This window comes from Propioniciclava sp. MC1595 (genome assembly GCF_017569205.1).
GTDB lineage: Bacteria > Actinomycetota > Actinomycetes > Propionibacteriales > Propionibacteriaceae > Propioniciclava.
Genome location: NZ_CP071870.1, coordinates 964,432 through 982,226 on the forward strand (window position 1 = coordinate 964,432; position 17,795 = coordinate 982,226).

The following is a 17,795-nucleotide window of genomic DNA, read 5'->3' on the forward strand; positions in this document are numbered from 1 at the left end:
GTCAGTCGGTGGCCGGCCGGGCCGCGTCGATCTTCGCCTTCGCCCCGTCGAGCCACTGCTGGCAGATCGCTGCGAGCTTCTCGCCGCGCTCCCACAGCTCCATCGACGTGGACAGGGGCACGTTGCCCGACTCGAGCTGACGCACCACCTCGACCAGCTGGTCGCGGGCTTCTTCGTAGGAGAGCTGCTTCTCGTCGCTCATGCGTGCTCCTTGTCGTGGTCGTGCTCGTGCGGTTCGACGTCGATGACGGCGGCCGCGATGTCGCCGTCGATGAGGCGGGCGATGATCGTCTCGTCGGGCTCGACGTCGGTGATGGAGGACACCGTGCGCCCGTCGTCGGTGGTCAGGATGGCGTAGCCGCGCTGCAGGGTGGCTCGCGGCGACATTGAGCGCACGCGGAGCAGGTTCGCCTCCAGCTGGACCTGCTCCCGCTCCACGGCCTGGCGCACCCCGCGCCCCAGTCGCCCGCGGAGTTCGGCCACCCGCTCCGACGCGAGCACCACCGCGCCCGAGGGGTCACGGAGCACCGGGCGGGAGCGCACGGCGTCCAACCCCTGTTGCTCGGAGCGCACCCGCTGGGTGATCGCGGCGCGCAGCCGGTCGAGCCCGACGCCGATGATGCGGGCCTCCTCGGCCGCGTCGGGCACCACGCGCTTGGCCGCGTCGGTCGGCGTCGAGGCGCGCCAGTCGGCCACCAGGTCGAGGATCGGGGTGTCGGTCTCGTGCCCGATCGCCGACACTACCGGGGTGCGGCAGGCGAACACGGTGCGGGCGAGCCCCTCGTCGGAGAAGGGCAGCAGGTCCTCCAGCGAGCCGCCCCCGCGGGCGATGATGATGACGTCGACCTCGGGCTGGGCGTCGCACCAGCGCACGGCCTCGGCCACCTGCTCGGCGGCCTGGGTGCCCTGCATCGCGGCGTAGCGCGGCACCACGACCGCGGCCGGCCAGCGGCGGCGCACGTTCTCGACGACATCGCGCTCGGCCGCCGACTCGCGCGCGGTGACCAGGCCGATCTGCCGCGGCAGGAAGGGGAGCCGCTTCTTGAGGTCGGGGTTGAACAGGCCCTCGGCCTGCAGGGCGCGCTTGCGCTGCTCCAGGTGCGCCAGCAGCCGCCCTTCGCCGGAGGGGCGCAGGTCGCGGCAGGCGAAGCTGAGCGAGCCGTTGCCGGGGTAGAGGGTGGCCTTCACGTACGCCGCGACGAGGGTGCCCTCGGTGATCGGGCCCGCCGCATCGAGCGTCACGGTGTCGATGGTGACCGTCACGCTGACGTCGGCGAGCTTGTCGCGCAGGGTGAGGAAGTGCAGCGTGCTGCCCGCGCGCCGCTTGAGCTGGATGACCTGCCCCTCGACCCAGATGGCCCCGGTGCGCTCGACCCACTCCTTGAGCGCCCGGACCACGTCGCGCAGCGGCTGCGGCTGGTCGGGGGAGCTGGTCATCGGCACGTCTCCGAGCCTAACGGGGCTGGCCGACATTCACCGCACGGGGGAGACTGGGGCATGGACCGATCCCTCGACGACGCCTTCGCCGCGGTGCCGCGGGCCGACTTCCTCCCTCCCGACCAGCGCGCGTACGCCCACCAGGACCGCCCGCTGGCGATCGGGTTCGGGGCCACCAACTCCCAGCCGTGGACCGTGCGCTACATGCTGCGGGTGTTGGACGCCCGCCCCGGCGACCGGGTACTCGACGTGGGCAGTGGCTCGGGCTGGACGGCCGCGCTGCTGGGGTGGCTCGTCGGCGAGGCGGGCGAGGTCGTGGGCGTCGACATCGTGCCTGAGCTGGTGGCGATGGCGCGCGAGCACCTGGCCGGCCGCTTTGGGTGGGTGCGGTTCGAGCTCGCCCGGCGCGGGAAGCTCGGCTGGCCGGACGGCGCGCCGTGGGACCGGATCCTGGTCTCGGCGGCCGGCTCGGCCGTGCCCCAGGCGCTCGTCGACCAGCTCGCCCCGGGCGGGCGCATGGTGGTTCCCGTCGAGCACGACATGTGGGTCGTCGACAAGGACGCTGCGGGTGCCGTCACCCGACGCACCACCGGCGACCGGTTCAGCTTCGTGCCCCTGCGCTGACTCAGATGGGCATCTTCTCGTTGTAGACGCTCTGGTAGTCCTCGTGCGGCAGGGCGTCGAGGACCGCTGCGGCCTCGTCGGCCGACAGCTCGGCCCGAGCCTCCCCGACCATGCCCTCCTCGCGGGCGCGCACCAGCGCCTCCAGAGCCCCGCCAGGGCCGGTGACCTGGTCGAGCAGCTCCTGGTTGTGCACCTCGTGCAGCTGGATCAGGTCCAGCCGGTCGGTCCGCAGCCGTTCGAGCGACCGGTTGATGGACGCCCAGGCTGCCTCGGCGTCCCGCTCGTTGGTCTTGCTGGCGAGGAAGACCCGGTCGCGGATCGCGGGCATGAAACCGCCGAGCCGCTCCTCGGAGACGCCGTAGCTCGCGGCGGTGTCGATGTGGTTGACGCCGGCGTCGAGTGCGGCGGTGACCGAGGCCTCCGCCACGTCGGGGGTGACCTCCCACAGCGAGGCCGCACCGTAGATCAACACCGAGGACTCATGGCCGAGCCGGCCCAGGCGGCGGTACTCCATGGGCCGACCCTACGCCGAACCGCCGGGGAAGGGGGTGGGTCCGGTCACCTAGACTGGCCCGCATGACCAAGAGCGTTGTCGTCGCTGCCCCGCGCGGGTACTGCGCCGGGGTGGACCGTGCCGTCGTGACCGTCGAGAAGGCGCTCGACCTGTACGGGCCGCCGGTGTACGTGCGCAAGCAGATCGTCCACAACAGGCACGTCGTCGAGGGCCTGGAGGCGCGCGGCGCCATCTTCGTCGAGGAGCTCGAGGAGGTGCCCGAGGGCTCCACCGTGGTGTTCTCGGCGCACGGCGTGAGCCCGGCGGTGCACGCCGAGGCCGCCGACCGGCAGCTCAAGACGATCGACGCCACCTGCCCGCTGGTCACGAAGGTGCACAACGAGGCCAAGCGCTTCGCCAACGAGGGGCACCAGATCCTGCTCATCGGCCACGCCGGCCACGAGGAGGTCGAGGGCACGATGGGCGAGGCGCCCGACCGCACGATCCTGGTCGAGCACCCCGACGACGTCGCCGGCGTCGAGGTCGAGGACCCGTCGAAGGTCGCCTGGCTCTCCCAGACCACGCTGAGCGTCGACGAGACGTGGGAGACGGTCGGCAAGCTGCGCGAGAAGTTCCCGCTGCTGGTCAGCCCGCCCTCCGACGACATCTGCTACGCCACCCAGAACCGCCAGCAGGCCGTCAAGCAGATCGCCGCGGACGCCGACCTCGTCATCGTCGTCGGCTCGCGGAACTCCTCCAACTCGGTCCGGCTGGTCGAGGTGGCGCTCGAAGCAGGGGCCAAGGCGTCCCACCGCGTCGACAACGCGGGCGAGATCGACGAGGCCTGGCTCGAGGGCGTCGAGAAGGTGGGCGTCACCTCCGGTGCGTCCGTGCCCGACGACCTCGTCCAGGGCGTGCTGCGCTACCTCGAGGAGCGCGGCTACCCGCAGGCCGTCGAGGAGCGCCTCACCGAGGAGAACCTGACGTTCTCCCTGCCGCCCGAGCTCCGCAAGGACCTCAAGGCCCGCGGCTGACCTCTGCAGACGCACCTCGAAACGCGATCCGCGCCCGCTCGAGCGGGCGCGGATTCGCGTTCGGGGTGCGTTTGGCGCGCGGGTCCTACAGGCCCAGGTCCTTGGCCAGCTGCTTGGCCTCCTTCTTCGGCCCGCGCGAACCCCACCAGTCGCCGGCGCGGAACTTCGCCTCGCCCAGGTCCTCCAACGCGGTGACGAGCTCGCGCCCCCAGGTCCCGGCGTCGGACGCCGCGAGCGGGCGCAGCGCGTCCACCAGCGACTGGCTCGCCGCGAGGACGTCGCGGCGGTTGCCCGAGGTCCGGGCCGTCTGCAGGGCCGAGCGGGCCTCCTCCAGGTCGCCGAACCCGGACGCCGCGGGCTGCGGCTCCGGCTCCCACACCGGTTCCGGGGTCGGCTCGGGCACGTACACCGGCTCCGGCTCTGTAACCACGACGGACTCGGGCTGTGTCACGGGCTCGGGCTCCGGCTGCACAACGGGCTCGGGCTCGACCACGGGCTCGGGCTCGGGAACCACGACGGGGTCGGGCTCGACGACGGGCTCGGGAACCACGACAGGCTCGGGCTCGACCACCGGCTTGGGCTCCCAGACCGGTTCCGGCTCGGGTTCGATGGCGGGCTCGGGCTCCCAGACCGGCTCCGGCTCGACGACGGGCTCGGGCTCGGGAACCACGACCGGCTCGGGCTCGGGCACGACGACGGGCTCGGGCTCGGGCTCCTGCTCCACGACGGGCTCGGGAACGTACGCCGGTTCCGGCTCCGGCTCCGGCACCACGACCGGCTCGGGGCGAGTGACGACCGGCGCCTCCTCGACCACGGGTGCCTCGGGCGCCGGCACGGCCAGCGGCGCGCGCGTCGCGGCGGCGAGGGCCTCGGCGTCGGACAGGTTCGACCACGACGGGGTCGGCAGCGGCGACCGGGTGGCGACGCCCCGCGCGCGGTCGCGCGCGAAGGCCTCGTCGGGCACCCCGGCGTACAGGTCCGAGGGCGTGCCCTCCCGCAGCCCGGCCAGCAGCGCGTGGAACTCGCGCAGCGACCGCTCGGCGGCCTCCTGGTCACCGGAGGCGCGCTCCGCCTCGGCGCGCTGCAGGGCGGCCCCGGCCAGCGCGGCGGCGTGCCCGGCCGGGCGGCGCAGCGATGCGTAGCGATCGAACAACGAGGCCAACGCCTCGGCGGCCTCCGCGTGTTCGTCGCGTCGCACGAGCACGCGGGCCAGTTCGGTGACGGCGGCGAATTGCGCCCCGAGGCTGTCGCCCACCGTCGCCTCCGAGGCGGCCAGCTCACCGGCGATCTCCGCGGCGCGGCCGGCGGCGTCCAGGGCCTCGTCGTCGCGACCGAGGGCCACCAGGTCGTGCGCGAGGTCGGCGACCGTGCGGGCCAGGGCGTCCCGGGCGGGCCAGCCCCACCGCGTCCCCTGCCCGGCCAGGAACTCGGCCAGGCTCCGGCGCTCGGCGAGCCCCGCGTCCACCTGGCCCGAGCCCAGCAGGCGGTCGGCGAGGTCGCGGCGGGCGGCCACGAGCGGCCCGAGCACGCGCGAGGCCCAGACCTCCGCCACCCGCCCGGACGAACCGAGCACCGGCCCGGCGACCGCAGCGGCGGCGTCCACTGCCTCGCGCGTCAGCGCGACCGCGTCGTGAGGCACCCCGGCAACCCAGCGGGCATCGGCGGCCAACGTGAGGGCGTCCACCAGCAGCGAGGCGTCCTCACCACCGGCCAGCCCGCCCTCACGCGCCCGGGCCGCCGCGGCGTCCGCGTACGCGTTGGCGGTGCCGACGTCGCCGGTGGCGAGCGCCGACCGCGCCTCCGCCATCAGCAGCCAGGTCGCGGTGCGCGCGCCGACGTAGGGGGTGAGGTCGACGTGGGGGAGGAGGCGGGTCCAGCCGCGCAGCGCGGCGGCCATCTGCCCGCCGGGGCCAGGGTGGCCGGCGCCGACCTGCGTGACCGCGAGGTGGGTGGTGGCGGTGAAGAACCGGACCCCGTCGTCGATCGGCGTGAACGGGCCGACCGCGCCGTGGGTGGCGACCAGCCTGTTGGCGCGGGTGAGGGCGTCCTGGGCGTCCTCGACGGCGGCGACGTACTGGTGGGCGAGCAGGCGCTGCGCGGTGAGCTCGTTGAGCGCGTCGGTCAGGCGCTCGGCCACCGACTCGTCGGACGCCGCCCAGCCCCGCAGCTTCTTGACCTCGGACGCCAGCTCCTTGAGCTGCCGTCCGCGGTGGTCGGACGTGGGGTGTGCCATGGCGCGTCGCTCTCGATCGGTGGTCGGGTGGGCCCTCGCCATACTAGCGACGCGCCTCGCGGGGCCCTCCGGTGGCCCTTCATACGGGCGGGGGTATCCTTGGTGCACCGACTCGCATCAGGAGGCCCGCATGGAGCTCGATCCCGCCGACATGGACACCGTCGTCAAGCGGCTCAAGCGCGCCCAGGGCCAGCTCGGCGGCATCATCGCGATGATCGAGTCCGGCCGCGAGTGCGAGGACATCGTCACGCAGCTCGCCGCCGTTTCGAAGGCGATCGACCGCGCCGGCTTCCTGACGATCTCCACCGGGCTGAAGTCGTGCATGGCCGACCCCGAGCACAACCCGATGGACACCGCCAAGCTCGAGAAGCTGTTCCTCTCGCTGGCGTGATCAGGCCTTGGCGTCGGGGCCGGACGGCTCGACGTCGCCCTTCACCACCGTCGGCGCGGCACCCTCGCGGCTGGCGAACCGGTCGATGATCGAGGTGAGGTCGTAGCCGGTGGTGTCCTTGACCAGCTGCAGCGTCTGCATCAGGTTCTCCGACACCTGCTTGGGCAACGCGGCCGCCCCGTCGGTCGAGACCACGGTCAGCTTGTCGATGGACGCCAGCGGCGCGGCCACCTTCTCGGCCATCGCCGGGAGCACCTCGACCAGCATCTGCAGGACGGCGGCGTCGTTGTAGTGCGCGAACGCCTCGGCGCGCTTGTCCATCGCCTCGGCCTCGGCCTGGCCGACGGCCAGCACCGCGGCTGCCTGCGCCTCGCCCTCGGCCCGGACGGCCGCGGCCTCGGCGATACGGCGGGCCTTCTCGGCCTCACCGCGCTTGGCGCCCTCGATCGCCTCGGCCTCGGCCAGCGCCGAACGCCGCGACTTCTCGCCCTCACCGGTCAGGCGGGCCTTCTCGGCCTCGGCCTCGGCGTTCGCGATGGCGGCGGCCTTGTTGGCCTCGGCGGTCAGGATCGCGGCCTGCCGCTTCGCGGCCGCCTCGGTCTCGACGCGGTAGCGCTCGGCGTCGGCCGGCTTGCGCACCTCGGTGTCGAGCTGGCGCTCCTTCAGCGCGGCCTGCGCGACGGCGACCTTCTCCTGCTCCAGCAGGATGGCCTGGTCGCGGTCGGCCTGGGCCAGCGGGCCGGACGCTGCCGCCTGGGCCCGCGCGGCGTCCGTCTCGGCCTGGATCTCGGCCTGGCGCAGGACGAGCGCCCGCTGGGAGACCGCGATCTGCTCCTCGGCGACGATGCGGGCCTGCTCGGCCTCACGCCGGGCCTCGGCCTCGGCGACCGCGGCGAGGCGGCCGACCTTGGCGGACTCGGGGCGCCCGAGGTCGGAGAGGTAGCTGCCGTCGTCGGTGATGTCCTGGATCTGGAAGGTGTCGAGCACGAGGCCCTGGCCGGTCAGCGAGGACTCGGACTCGTCGGTGACCCGCTGGGCGAAGGCAGCGCGGTCGCGGATGATCTGCTCGACGGTCAGTGAGCCGACGATCGAGCGCAGCGAGCCGGCGAGTGTCTCCTGGGTGAAGGTCTCGATCTCGTCCTGCTGGGAGAGGAAGCGCTGGGCCGCGGCGCGGATCGAGTCCTCGTTGCCGCCGACCTTGACGATCGCGACGCCGTCGACGTTGAGCTTGATGCCCTGGCCCGACACGGCGTTGCGGATGGTGACCATGATGCGGCGCGAGCTCAGGTCGAGCACGTGCAGCCGCTGGATGAACGGGATCACGAACACGCCGCCGCCCATGACCACCTTCTGGCCCGACAGGTCGGTCGACATCAGCCCGGTCTCGGGGTTGACGACCTCCTTGCCCTTGCGGCCGGTGATGATGTACGCCTCGTTGGGCTTGGCGACCTTGTAGCGGCTCGCGACGAGCAGGCCGACGAGGACGAGCAGGACGAGCAGGCCGCCGATGGCGATCAGGAACTCGGGCACGGGGTGGATCCTCTCTGGGGTGGGGGCTACGGGGTCAGTTCGTGGGGCTCGCTGGCGAGGCGCACCTCGACGGCGGTGGGGGAGACGACGGCCGAGACCCACACCTCGGTGCCGGTCTCGATCGGGCGGTCGGCGCGGGCGCTGAACTTGCGGACGTGGCCGCCCGCGACCAGCCGGACCTCGCCGTAGCCGGCCTCGGGGATCGCCGTGATCACGCGGGCGGGCGCGCCGACGAGGGAGTCGGAGCGGAAGGTGTGCCGGGCGTCGTGCTTCAGCTTGCGGGTGAGCCAGACCGCGCCCCAGGCGGCGGCCGCGCCGATGACGACACCGGACGCCACCGCCACGGCCATGTTGTCGACCAGGGACAGGCCCAGCGCGCCGCCGAAGCCGAAGGCGCCGACGAACGCGCTGATCGAGGAGATGGAGAAGAGGTCGCTGTCCAGGGCGTCGAGTTGCAGGACGCCGTCGAGCACGTCACCGACCACCAGGGCCACCACGGCGAGGACGATGCCGATCGCGCCGATGATGAGGAACGGGGTCACAGGTGGGCCCTTTCGCTGGTTGGGACCAGTCTACCGGCTCGGGCCGGCCGGCCCGGGGCCCCGATCGCGCTCGCGGCGCCAGCGGAGGAAGGTGATGACAGCCAGGGCCGCGATGAGCACGAGGGCCCCGACGCCCGTCCATGGCACCTCGCCCGAGGTCGTCCAGCGGAGCACGACGTCGGAACCCAGCAACACCAGGAGGCCGAGTTGGATGAGCAGCAGCACGGGTGTCCTCACCCGGCCGACCCTATCGGAGGGGTCCGCCGGGCGAGGCCGGTCGTTCAGGCCTGCGCGGCTCGGCCCGCGGCCCAGGTCTTGTAGCCGCCGTCGAGGTTGACGGCGTCGCGACCGAGCTGGCTGAGGATGCGGACGGCCGTGTGGCCCCGGATGCCCACCGCGCAGTGCACCACGAGCAGGCCCTCGGGCAGCTCGGCGACGCGGTCGCGGAGCTCGTCGACCGGGACGAGCCACGCGCCGGGGATCGACCCGGCCTCGAACTCGCCCGGGGTGCGGACGTCGACGACGGTCGCCCCGTCGGCGACGGCGGCCTCGAGCTCGTGCCACTGGATCGAGCGGGTCACGCCCGAACGGAGGTTGTCGGCGACGTGGCCGAGCATGTTCACCGCGTCCTTGGCCGAGCCGTAGGGCGGGGCGTAGGCGAGCTCGAGCTCGGCGAGGTCGGACGCCGTGAGGCCGCCCGTGATCGCGGTCGCGATGACGTCGATGCGCTTGTCCACGCCCTCGCCGCCGACGCCCTGGGCCCCCAGGATCGCGTCGGTGACAGGGTCGACGAGCAGTTTCAGGGCCATGCCCTCCGCGCCGGGGTAGTAGCCGGCGTGCGAGGCCGGGTGGGTGTGGATCGCACGGTAGGGGCGTCCGGACGCCTGGAGGCGCTTCTCGTTCGCGCCCGTGGCGGCGACGGTGAGGTCGAAGACCTTGACGATCGCGGTGCCGAGCACCGGGCGATTGGACGAGGGCAGGCCCGCGATGTGGTCGGCCACGCGCCGCCCGGCGAGGTTGGCGGTGTTCGCCAGCGGCACCAGCGTCGCGCCGCCGTCGAGGGCGTCGACCTTCTCGACCGCGTCGCCCACGGCGTAGATGTCGGGGTCGTTCGTGAGGTGGTTCGCGTCGACCGCGATGCCACCACGCTCGCCGACGGTGAGGCCTGCCTCGGTGGCCAGCGTCGTGTCGGGGCGGACGCCGATCGCCGCGACCACCACGTCGGCGGGCAGCTCGGTGCCGTCGGCCAGCGTGACCGTCGCCTCGCCGATGGCCGTGACGCCCGAGCCGAGGTGCAGGTCGACGCCGCCCTTGCGGAGGGCGTCGTGCACGGGGGCGGCCATCTCGGGGTCGAGCGGGGCCATGACCTGGGGCAGGGCCTCGACGAGCGCGACCTGCATGCCCAGGTGGACGAGGTTCTCGGCGACCTCGATGCCGATGAACCCGCCGCCGATGACCACGGCGGTCTTCCGGCCGCGAACGGCGGCGACCATGGCGTCGGTGTCCTCGATGTCGCGCAGGGTGAGGGCGCGCTCGATGCCGGGGATCGGCGGGCGCACCGGGCGGGCGCCGGGGGAGAGGATGACCTTGTCGTAGGGGAGCTCCTCGGTGGCGCCGGTGGCGAGGTTGCGCACGTGCACGACCTTGTTCTCGCGGTCGATGCGCGTGGCCTCGGTGGCGACGCGCACGTCGAGGCGGAAGCGGGCGGCCAGCGACTGGGGGGTCTGGAGGAGCAGCGACGAACGCTCCGGGATGACGCCGCCCACGTGATAGGGCAGGCCGCAGTTGGCGAACGACACGTGGCGCGTGCGCTCGAGGACGATGATCTGGGCGTTCTCGTCGAGCCGGCGCAGGCGCGTGGCCGCGCTCATGCCCCCGGCGACTCCACCGATGATGATGACTCGCATGGACACGAAGATACCCCCAGGGGTATAGTTGGGACCAATCCAGATGGAAACCAATCGTAGGAGAGAGAACATGTGTCGTCCCGTTACGTGCAAGCAGTGCGGCAAGACCACCTGGGCCGGCTGCGGCCAGCACATCGCGTCCGTGAAGGCCGGCGTCCCCGCCGGTCAGTGGTGCGACGGCCACAAGGATGCCGCCCCGGCTCAGTCCGGCGGCTTCTTCAGCAAGCTCTTCGGCTGAGCCCGACGCGGTGAGCCCGTGCCCCACCCGGGGGGCACGGGCTCACCGCTGTCTCAGGGCCGGGCCGACGCCGCCGCCCGCGCGGCGACCGGGAGCGCCTCGGCGATGCGGTTGAGCGCCTCGTCGTCGTGGGCCGCGCTCAGGAACCACGCCTCGAACACGCTGGGCGGCAGGGCCACGCCGGCGTCCAGCATCGCGTGGAAGAACGGCGCGTACCGGAAGCCGTCAGCCGCCTTCGCCTGGTCGTAGTTCCGGACGCCGTGGGTCGCGGCGTCCTCACCGAAGAAGCAGCTGAACAGGTTGCCGGCGGTCTGGATCCGGTACGGCAGGCCCTCGGCGTCGAGGGCCGCGGCGAGGGCGTCCTGCACCTGGCGCGACGCACGGTCGACGTGGGCGTAGACCGCGTCGTCGGCCAGCTTCAGGGTGGCGATGCCGGCGGCGGTGGCGAGCGGGTTCCCGGACAGCGTGCCGGCCTGGTAGACGGGGCCGACGGGGGCGAGGAGGTCCATCAGCCGGGCAGGGCCGGCGAGCGCGGCCAGCGGCATGCCGCCGCCGACGACCTTGCCGTAGGTCACCAGGTCGGGGGTGACGGGGGCCTCGCCCAGCGACGCCTCGATGCCCCACCAACCGGCCGGGCCGACCCGGAAGCCGGTCAGCACCTCGTCGGAGATCATGAGCGCGCCGTGGTCGAGCGTCAGGCGGCGTATTGCGGCGTTGAAGCCCGGGTCCGGCGGGATGACGCCCATGTTCGCCGGGGACGCCTCGGTGATCACGCAGGCGATCTCGGACCCACGCTCGGCGAACACCTGCTCGAGCGCGGCGGTGTCGTTGTAGTCGATGACGAGCGTGTCGCCGGCGGCCGCGCGGGTGACCCCGGCCGAGCCGGGCATGCCCTGGGTCGCCACGCCCGAGCCGGCGGCGGCCAGCAGGGCGTCGGAGTGGCCGTGGTAGCAGCCCGCGAACTTCACGATCACGTCGCGCCCGGTCGCGCCGCGCGCCACGCGGATCGCGGTCATCGTGGCCTCGGTGCCGGTCGACACGAACCGCACCTTGTCGGCGAACGGGATGCGCGCCCGGATCAGGTCGGCCAACTCGACCTCGGCGGTGGTCGGGGCGCCGAAGGACAGCCCGCGCGTGGCGGCCTCCTGCACGGCGGCGACCACTGCGGGGTGCGCGTGGCCCAGCAGCGCGGGGCCCCACGAGCAGACGAGGTCGACGTAGCGCCGATCGTCGATGTCGACCACGTGCGCGCCCGAGGCCGCCTTCAGGAACACCGGCGTGCCGCCCACCGACCCGAACGCCCGCACGGGTGAGCTCACCCCGCCCGGGATGACCTCACAGGCGTGGCGGTAGACGTCCTCCATGGACAGGTGGCTGGGCACACTGGCTCCTCTCGTCGCTCGACGGGGTCCATCATGGCTCACCACGCGTCGCGGCGAAGCGGGAGGCACGACCAGGGCTTGAGTTTCGAGCGCCCAGGGCTTGAGTTTCGTGCCCGCTCAGGCCGCCCCGACCAGGTGGCCCGGGACGAGCTCGGCACCGAGGACGCCCTCCAGCAGGCGGGCGTCGATGCGCTCGCCGCGGCGGAGGACGGTGACACCGCCCCGGGACTCCAGGATCACCAGCGCCGCGTCGTCCACGTGGCGCAGCCCGGCCGTGCGGAGGCGGAGCAGCACGTCGGCGTCCGAGGTCACGCGCTCGCGCTTGGGGCGGTCGACGAACTGGCCCTCGATCATGACCACCCGCGGCCGGTGCCGTGGGGCCGTGGCGCGCTTGGCCCACGCCGGCGTGGAGACCTTGCGGAGGCGACCGATGATCGCCTCCATCAGCAGCAGCGTGGCCGCGGCGACGATCGCCCCTCCCAGGGTGGGGAAGTCGCCCAGCATGGCGCGCGCCATCAGGCTGCCCAGCACGGTGAGCAGGGCGACGCTCAGCGTCGACGAGCTCGAGAACAGGCGTGGCCCCCACAACGTGAGGACCACCGAGTACAGGACGTAGAGCAGCGCCGAGGCGACTGCGACCCCCAGCGCGCCGTCGGGGGAGATGCCGATGTGGGTCCACAGCTCGTCCATGGGCTCATTGAAGCAGAGCGGAAACCCAAGCCCTGGGCGTCCAGAACCCAAGCCCTGGGCGCGGAAAACTCAAGCCCTCGACGCGAGCTCCAGGGCGAAGTAGGTGAGCACGATGTCGGCGCCGGCGCGCACGATCGAGGTCACCGACTCGGCCATCGCGGCCTCGCGGGTGATCCAGCCTCGCTCGGCGGCGGCGGCGATCATCGCGTACTCGCCCGACACCTGGTAGGCGGCCACCGGCACGTCGGACGCCGCGGCCACGTCGGCCAGCACGTCCAGGTAGTGCGAGGCGGGCTTCACCATCACCATGTCGGCGCCCTCGGCGAGGTCCAGTATCGCCTCCCGCAACCCTTCGCGCCGGTTGGCCGGGTCCTGCTGGTAGGTGCGGCGGTCGCCGACCAGCGACGACCCGACGGCCTCGCGGAACGGCCCGTAGAACGCCGAGGCGTACTTCGCCGCGTAGGCGAGGATCGCGACGTCGGTGTGCCCGGCCTCGTCCAGGCCCCGGCGGATCGCGAGCACCTGGCCGTCCATCATCCCGGAGGGGCCGACGACCTGGGCGCCGGCGTCGGCCTGCGACACCGCGAGGCGGACGTAGGCGTCGAGGGTGGCGTCGTTGTCGACCCGGCCCTTGGCGTCGAGCACGCCGCAGTGGCCGTGGGAGGTGAACTCGTCCAGGCACGTGTCGGCCATGACCACGAGCGCATCGCCGACCTCGCCGCGCACCGCGGCCAGCCCTCGGTTCAGGATCGAGCCGGGCTCCTCGCCGCACGAGCCCGCGGCGTCCTTGTCGGAGTCGAGCGGGACGCCGAACAGCATCAGCCCGCCCAGCCCGGCCCGCGCGGCGCGCACGGCCTCGCGGCGCAGGGAGTCCAGCGTGTGCTGCACGACCCCGGGCATCGACTCGATGGCGCTGGGCTCGGACAGCCCGTCGCGCACGAACACCGGCAGCACCAACTGCGCGGGCGAGACGCGCGTCTCGCGGACCAGCGAGCGCATGGCCGCGGTCGTCCGCAGCCGGCGGGGGCGGATGGTGGTCATCGGTTCTCCTCGGTGAGGGCGCGGATCAGGGCGTCGACGACCCCGGGGCCGTCCTGGGTGGCGGCGACGGCGTCCACGCGCAGGCCGACGGCGTCGGACGCCGCAGCGCTGGGCTCGCCCAGCGTGACGATCGCCACGTGCGGGTCGGGCATGCCGAGCAGGTCGACGACCGCGCGGGCGATCGAGCCGGCGGTGACGACCACCGCGTCGTAGTCGGCCCACGCACGCACGTCGGGGGCGTCGGTGACGGTGGCGGTGGTGTAGGTGTGCACGACCTCGACGTCCCAGCCACGCTCGGCCAGGCCGTCGGCCAGCCGCGGGGAAGCGAGCGCCGAGCCGGCGAGCAGCACCGAAGCCGGGTCCTGCGGCAGGGCGGCGAGGAGGGCGTCGGCGTCCGACTTGGTGGGGGGCACGAGGTCGACCCGCGCGCCGGTGGCCTCGACCGCGGCGGCGGTCGCGGGACCCACGACGGCGATGCGGTCGGCGAGGTCGGCCAGGTCGACCTGCGCCTCGGTGAGCATCCGGACGCCCACGGGCGAGGTCAGCACCACCCAGTCCCGGCGGCCGGGGAGCGCGAAGGGCAGCGGACGTGTCTCGGTGACGGGAACGGCGTCCACCTCGGCGCCGGCGGCGCGGATCGCCTGGGCGAGGGGGCCCTCGGGGCGGGGCAGCAGCACGCGGCGCCCGACGAGGGCCTCGACCGTGCCGGGCGCCCACAGCGCCTTCTCGTGGTGGAAGTCCTCGAGCTGGCTCTCGCGGGTGGCGCCCAGCGGGGTGACCTCGGCGGCGCCCTGGGCGAGCAGGTCGGCGGCGACCTCGCGCCCGAGCGCGTCGGGGTCGGTGTCCGCGGGCACGCTGCGCCGGGTGGTCACTGACCGGGTGCCCTCGGCGTTGAACACGGCCGCGGTGAACTCGAGGTGGCCGTTCGCGAACCGCGCATACGCGCCCACGGGTGCCGCGCAGCCGGCCTCGAGCTCGGCGAGCACCCGCCGCTCGGCGGTCACGCAGGCCCGGGTCTCGGCGTGGTCGAGCTCCGCGAGGGCCTCGCGCAGGCTGATGTCGACGCTGCGGCACTCGACCGCGAGGGCACCCTGGCCGGGCGCGGGCAGCAGGTCGAGGGTGTCGGTGGCGGCGTCGTAGCGGCCCAGCCGGGCGAGCCCGGCCCGGGCCAGGACGACCGCGTCGAGGTCGCCCTGGGTGGTGGCGTCGCCGTGCACGCGGGCGAGCCGGGTGCCGACGTTGCCGCGGATCTCGACCACCGTGAGGTCCGGACGCCGCGCGCGCAGCTGGGCCGCCCGCCGGGGCGACCCGGTGCCGACCCGCGCCAGGGGCGGGAGGTCCTGCAGCCGTAGGCCGTCGCGGGCGCAGAGCGCGTCGAAGGGCAGCTCGCGCTCGGGGACGGCCGCGATGACGAGCCCCTCGACAGGTGCGGTGGGCAGGTCCTTCAGCGAGTGCACGACGAGGTCGACCTCGCCCTCGAGCAGCGCCCGGCGCAGGGCCGCCGCGAACACGCCCAGGCCGCCGGCCTCGAGCAGCGACCCCGACGTGACGTCGCCCTCGGAGCGGATCGTGACCAGCTCGACCTCGTGGCCGAGCTCGGTCAGCGCGGCCGCGACGTGGCCCGACTGGGTGCGGGCGAGCTCGGAGCCCCGGGTGCCCAGGCGCAGCTTCACGCCAGCTCCTTCGCCACGCGCTCGGCGTGCGGGATGACGGCGGCCAGCCCCGTGCCCGCGAACCACGCGCCGGTGATCGCCAGGCCGGGGGTGCCGGCGAGGCGCTCGGTCAGGTCGGCGACGCGCACCCGGTGGGCCGGGGTCTGGGGCGGGAGCGAGTTCGGGAAGTGGATGACCGCGTGCCCGACCACCTGCTCCTCGGCCAGCGGCACGCCGAGCAGGACGCCGGCGTCGGCGAGCGCCCCGGCGAGCGTCGGCTCGGGGGTCGGGACGCCCGCGCGGCCGTAGGAGACCCGCAGCACGTGCTTGCCGGTCCCGGCCACCACGCCGGGCCACTTGATGGAGTAGTGCGTGATCGCCTTGCAGGCGACGCGGCGGTCGGCGCCCTCGGTGTCGGGGGTGACCAGGAGTCCCGAACCGCGGGGGCCGGCGTCCAGTTCGGGGGCGTCCAGCACGATGCAGACCTGCGCGAGGTCGGCGCCGCGGGGGAGCTGCCAGTCGCCGACCTCCAGCTCGGGCACCGTGCGCAGCAGGTCGAGTGCGGCGCGTCCGTCGAGTGCGACGACCAGCCGGTCGGTGGTGACGACCTGGGGCTCGCCCACCGGGATGGGCGGGTCGGCGGGGTCGGGCGCCCGCCCGGCCTCGTGGTGGGTGACGGCCCAGCGCTCGCCGTCGCGCGCGATCGCCGTGACGACCCGGCGGCCGGCGACGGTGCCACCCAGCTCGCCGATGCGGGCCACCAGCGCGCGGGGCAGCGTGAACAGGCCGCCGGACGCCGAGCTGACCACGCCTCCGGCCGGGGCCGAGGCGCGCAGGGCGGCGGCGGCGCGCACGAGCGACCCCTCGCTGGCCAGCGCCCGGCGCAGGCCGGGGGAGACGACGTCGACCGAGAGCTCGGACGGGTGCGCCGAGTGGACGCCGCCCGCGATCGGGTCGACGAGCCGGGTGAGCACCTCCTCGCCGAGCCGGGCGACCACGAGCGAGGCCAGGTCGGCGGCGTCCGCGCCGGCCTCGGGGCCCATGGTGAGGTCCTCGCGCGCCCGGGCGAGGCCCTCGGGGGAGAGCAGGTCGACCACGATCGGGTCGTCGAGGTCGGTAGGGATGCCCAACACGCCGTGCGGGATGCGGAACGCGAAGCCGCCGTCGCGGTGCGACCACAGCCATGAGTTGCCCGACGGGTCGACGACGTCGAGCCCGAGCTCGCGGCACAGCTCGGCGGTGGCGACCGACCGCTTGGCGAACGACTCCGCGCCGAGGTCGACCCAGACGCCGCCGATCGGGGCGCCGAAGATGAGCCCGCCGCACGTGCCGCGGGACTCCAGCAGCAGCGGCGCGAGGCCGAGCTTGGCGAACGTGTGGGCGGCTTGCAGGCCGCCGATACCGCCGCCGACGACGACGGCGGGGACGTGCTGGGTCGCGCGGGAGAGGGTCATGAGGTGTGCACCAGGTCGACGAGGCGGGTGAGGATCTCGGGGTCGGTCTCGGGCGGGACGCCGTGGCCGAGGTTCACGACGTGCCCCGGGGCGGCGGTGCCGCGGCGGATCACGTCGAGCGCGTGGGGCTCGAGGGCCTCCCACCCGGCGAGCAGCCGGGCCGGGTCGATGTTGCCCTGCAGCGGGACGCCGGGCAAGCGGGCCGCCGCCTCGTCCAGCGGGGTGCGGTAGTCGACGCCGACGGCGTCCGCGCCCTGGGCCATCTGCTCGAGCAGGTGGCCGGTGCCCGTGCCGAAGTGGAGGCGCGGCACGCGACCCTCCACGGCGGCCAACGCGCGCTGCGACCACGGGGCGACGCGCTCGGTGTAGTCGGGCAGGCGCAGCGAGCCGGCCCACGAGTCGAACAGCTGGACGGCCGAGGCGCCGGCGTCCACCTGCACCGTGAGGAAGGCGCCGGACAGGTCGGCGCACCAGGCCATCAGGGCGTCCCACGACTCGGGGTCGGACAGCATCATCGAGCGGGCGGCGAGGTGGTCGCGGCTGGGGCGTCCCTCGACGAGGTAGGCCGCGAGGGTGAAGGGGGCACCGGCGAAGCCGATCAGCGGCGTCCAGCTCGCGTCGCCGGACGGCGTGGTGGCGAGCTCGGCGCGGATCCGCTCGATCGCGGCGGTGATCATGCTCGTGTCGCCCAGCTCGTGGGCCACCAACTTCCGTACGTCGGACGCCGTGCGCACCGGCTCGGCGACCACCGGCCCCACGCCGGCGACGATGTCGACGTCGACGCCGGCCAGCGTCAGCGGGACCATGATGTCGCTGAAGAAGATGGCCGCGTCGACCTTGTGGCGGCGCACCGGCTGCAGGGTGATCTCGGCGGCCAGGTCGGGCATGAGGCAGGACTCGATCATCCCCGTCCCGCGGCGCACCTCGCGGTACTCGGGCAGCGACCGACCGGCCTGGCGCATGAACCAGACGGGCTTGGTCGCGGGGTGCTTCCCGGCCAGGGCCTGGAGCAGCGGGGGAGTCACGTCAACGGGAGTCACGCGACCGATCGTAGGCCACATCCCGCGCCGGACGCGGCGTGCTCCAGCTCTGCCCGATGGGGCCTCGTCTCGTCAGGCCCGATTGGATGCTGGTGCCGCCCGATGCT

The 17,795-nt window shown here is 74.0% G+C and carries 18 protein-coding genes and 1 pseudogene; 4 read left to right on the forward strand and 15 right to left on the reverse strand.

Annotated features, from left to right (window positions below):
* Position 1: 1 nt before the first annotated feature.
* Together J4N02_RS04545 and xseA are read right to left on the reverse strand one after the other, a co-directional pair.
* Entirely contained in the window at positions 2–202 is a 201-nt protein-coding gene (locus tag J4N02_RS04545; RefSeq protein ID WP_188332551.1) for an exodeoxyribonuclease VII small subunit, read from the reverse strand.
* On the reverse strand, positions 199–1,437 hold the full coding sequence (xseA, locus tag J4N02_RS04550) for an exodeoxyribonuclease VII large subunit (protein WP_223202108.1): 1,239 nt from the start codon (positions 1,435–1,437) through the stop codon (positions 199–201). The genes J4N02_RS04545 and xseA overlap by 4 nt, the downstream gene beginning before the upstream one ends.
* 60 nt (positions 1,438–1,497) lie before the next feature.
* Between xseA and J4N02_RS04555 the strand changes: the two genes are divergently transcribed.
* Positions 1,498–2,061: a protein-L-isoaspartate O-methyltransferase gene (locus J4N02_RS04555; RefSeq protein ID WP_188332553.1), complete on the forward strand. Its 564-nt coding sequence runs from the start codon at positions 1,498–1,500 to the stop codon at positions 2,059–2,061.
* 1 nt (position 2,062) lies between these two features.
* Here J4N02_RS04555 and J4N02_RS04560 read toward each other — a convergent pair whose 3' ends face one another.
* The gene (locus tag J4N02_RS04560; RefSeq protein WP_182814412.1) at positions 2,063–2,575 is read right to left on the reverse strand and encodes an aldo/keto reductase; all 513 of its coding nucleotides are present in this window, start codon (positions 2,573–2,575) and stop codon (positions 2,063–2,065) included.
* A 62-nt stretch (positions 2,576–2,637) separates the two neighbouring features.
* Between J4N02_RS04560 and J4N02_RS04565 the strand changes: the two genes are divergently transcribed.
* Positions 2,638–3,588, forward strand: coding sequence for a 4-hydroxy-3-methylbut-2-enyl diphosphate reductase (locus J4N02_RS04565; protein WP_188332554.1), 951 nt, complete (start codon positions 2,638–2,640; stop codon positions 3,586–3,588).
* 85 nt (positions 3,589–3,673) lie between these two features.
* Here the strand turns inward: J4N02_RS04565 and J4N02_RS04570 are convergent, their stop codons facing one another.
* Positions 3,674–5,821, reverse strand: coding sequence for a hypothetical protein (locus J4N02_RS04570; RefSeq protein WP_188332555.1), 2,148 nt, complete (start codon positions 5,819–5,821; stop codon positions 3,674–3,676).
* A 130-nt stretch (positions 5,822–5,951) separates the two neighbouring features.
* Here J4N02_RS04570 and J4N02_RS04575 point away from each other — a divergent pair, with 130 nt between their 5' ends.
* Positions 5,952–6,212, forward strand: coding sequence for a metal-sensitive transcriptional regulator (locus J4N02_RS04575; protein WP_182814415.1), 261 nt, complete (start codon positions 5,952–5,954; stop codon positions 6,210–6,212).
* Here the strand turns inward: J4N02_RS04575 and J4N02_RS04580 are convergent, their stop codons facing one another.
* The 4 genes from J4N02_RS04580 to J4N02_RS04595 are packed head-to-tail and all read right to left on the reverse strand — an operon-like array spanning position 6,213 to position 10,191.
* Entirely contained in the window at positions 6,213–7,742 is a 1,530-nt protein-coding gene (locus J4N02_RS04580) for a flotillin family protein (protein WP_188332556.1), read from the reverse strand.
* Positions 7,743–7,768: 26 nt separating this feature from the next.
* Complete coding sequence (locus J4N02_RS04585; RefSeq protein ID WP_182814417.1) at positions 7,769–8,284, reverse strand: hypothetical protein; 516 nt, start codon at positions 8,282–8,284, stop codon at positions 7,769–7,771.
* 30 nt (positions 8,285–8,314) lie between these two features.
* Positions 8,315–8,521 (reverse strand): hypothetical protein, encoded by a 207-nt coding sequence (locus tag J4N02_RS04590; RefSeq protein WP_182814418.1) that lies wholly within the window; start codon positions 8,519–8,521, stop codon positions 8,315–8,317.
* Positions 8,522–8,565: 44 nt separating this feature from the next.
* Positions 8,566–10,191: an FAD-dependent oxidoreductase gene (locus tag J4N02_RS04595; RefSeq protein ID WP_188332557.1), complete on the reverse strand. Its 1,626-nt coding sequence runs from the start codon at positions 10,189–10,191 to the stop codon at positions 8,566–8,568.
* 70 nt (positions 10,192–10,261) lie between these two features.
* Here J4N02_RS04595 and J4N02_RS04600 point away from each other — a divergent pair, with 70 nt between their 5' ends.
* On the forward strand, positions 10,262–10,429 hold the full coding sequence (locus J4N02_RS04600) for a hypothetical protein (protein WP_182814420.1): 168 nt from the start codon (positions 10,262–10,264) through the stop codon (positions 10,427–10,429).
* A gap of 53 nt (positions 10,430–10,482) precedes the next feature.
* Here the strand turns inward: J4N02_RS04600 and hemL are convergent, their stop codons facing one another.
* The 7 genes and pseudogenes from hemL to hemE all read right to left on the reverse strand — a co-directional run bounded on the left by hemL (position 10,483) and on the right by hemE (position 17,709).
* Complete coding sequence (gene hemL, locus J4N02_RS04605; RefSeq protein ID WP_188332704.1) at positions 10,483–11,793, reverse strand: glutamate-1-semialdehyde 2,1-aminomutase; 1,311 nt, start codon at positions 11,791–11,793, stop codon at positions 10,483–10,485.
* A gap of 135 nt (positions 11,794–11,928) precedes the next feature.
* A complete protein-coding gene (locus J4N02_RS04610; protein WP_182814421.1) occupies positions 11,929–12,501 on the reverse strand; it encodes a DUF421 domain-containing protein in 573 nt (190 codons plus the stop codon).
* Between the two features lie 69 nt (positions 12,502–12,570).
* Complete coding sequence (gene hemB, locus J4N02_RS04615) at positions 12,571–13,542, reverse strand: porphobilinogen synthase (RefSeq protein WP_188332558.1); 972 nt, start codon at positions 13,540–13,542, stop codon at positions 12,571–12,573.
* Positions 13,539–14,219, reverse strand: coding sequence for a uroporphyrinogen-III synthase (locus J4N02_RS16755; RefSeq protein ID WP_243760949.1), 681 nt, complete (start codon positions 14,217–14,219; stop codon positions 13,539–13,541). Before J4N02_RS16755 ends, hemB begins: the two co-directional genes overlap by 4 nt.
* Before the next feature lie 78 nt (positions 14,220–14,297).
* Positions 14,298–15,209, reverse strand: a pseudogene (gene hemC / locus J4N02_RS16760) (hydroxymethylbilane synthase); the annotation flags it as partial.
* Positions 15,210–15,211: 2 nt separating this feature from the next.
* On the reverse strand, positions 15,212–16,648 hold the full coding sequence (locus J4N02_RS04625) for an NAD(P)/FAD-dependent oxidoreductase (RefSeq protein ID WP_188332560.1): 1,437 nt from the start codon (positions 16,646–16,648) through the stop codon (positions 15,212–15,214).
* On the reverse strand, positions 16,645–17,709 hold the full coding sequence (hemE, locus tag J4N02_RS04630) for a uroporphyrinogen decarboxylase (RefSeq protein ID WP_188332561.1): 1,065 nt from the start codon (positions 17,707–17,709) through the stop codon (positions 16,645–16,647). The genes J4N02_RS04625 and hemE overlap by 4 nt, the downstream gene beginning before the upstream one ends.
* Positions 17,710–17,795: the final 86 nt, after the last annotated feature.

What these genes read in the sequence shown, in the direction of transcription:
- J4N02_RS04600 (WP_182814420.1), top strand. Translation starts at nt 10,262, where the DNA reads ATGTGTCGTCCCGTTACGTGCAAGCAGTGCGGCAAGACCACCTGGGCC.
- J4N02_RS04625 (WP_188332560.1), bottom strand. Translation starts at nt 16,648, where the DNA reads ATGACCCTCTCCCGCGCGACCCAGCACGTCCCCGCCGTCGTCGTCGGC.
- xseA (WP_223202108.1), bottom strand. Translation starts at nt 1,437, where the DNA reads ATGACCAGCTCCCCCGACCAGCCGCAGCCGCTGCGCGACGTGGTCCGG.
- J4N02_RS04560 (WP_182814412.1), bottom strand. Translation starts at nt 2,575, where the DNA reads ATGGAGTACCGCCGCCTGGGCCGGCTCGGCCATGAGTCCTCGGTGTTG.
- hemL (WP_188332704.1), bottom strand. Translation starts at nt 11,793, where the DNA reads ATGGAGGACGTCTACCGCCACGCCTGTGAGGTCATCCCGGGCGGGGTG.
- J4N02_RS04595 (WP_188332557.1), bottom strand. Translation starts at nt 10,191, where the DNA reads ATGCGAGTCATCATCATCGGTGGAGTCGCCGGGGGCATGAGCGCGGCC.
- J4N02_RS04545 (WP_188332551.1), bottom strand. Translation starts at nt 202, where the DNA reads ATGAGCGACGAGAAGCAGCTCTCCTACGAAGAAGCCCGCGACCAGCTG.
- J4N02_RS04575 (WP_182814415.1), top strand. Translation starts at nt 5,952, where the DNA reads ATGGAGCTCGATCCCGCCGACATGGACACCGTCGTCAAGCGGCTCAAG.
- hemB (WP_188332558.1), bottom strand. Translation starts at nt 13,542, where the DNA reads ATGACCACCATCCGCCCCCGCCGGCTGCGGACGACCGCGGCCATGCGC.
- J4N02_RS04610 (WP_182814421.1), bottom strand. Translation starts at nt 12,501, where the DNA reads ATGGACGAGCTGTGGACCCACATCGGCATCTCCCCCGACGGCGCGCTG.
- J4N02_RS04555 (WP_188332553.1), top strand. Translation starts at nt 1,498, where the DNA reads ATGGACCGATCCCTCGACGACGCCTTCGCCGCGGTGCCGCGGGCCGAC.
- J4N02_RS04570 (WP_188332555.1), bottom strand. Translation starts at nt 5,821, where the DNA reads ATGGCACACCCCACGTCCGACCACCGCGGACGGCAGCTCAAGGAGCTG.
- J4N02_RS04565 (WP_188332554.1), top strand. Translation starts at nt 2,638, where the DNA reads ATGACCAAGAGCGTTGTCGTCGCTGCCCCGCGCGGGTACTGCGCCGGG.
- hemE (WP_188332561.1), bottom strand. Translation starts at nt 17,709, where the DNA reads ATGTGGCCTACGATCGGTCGCGTGACTCCCGTTGACGTGACTCCCCCG.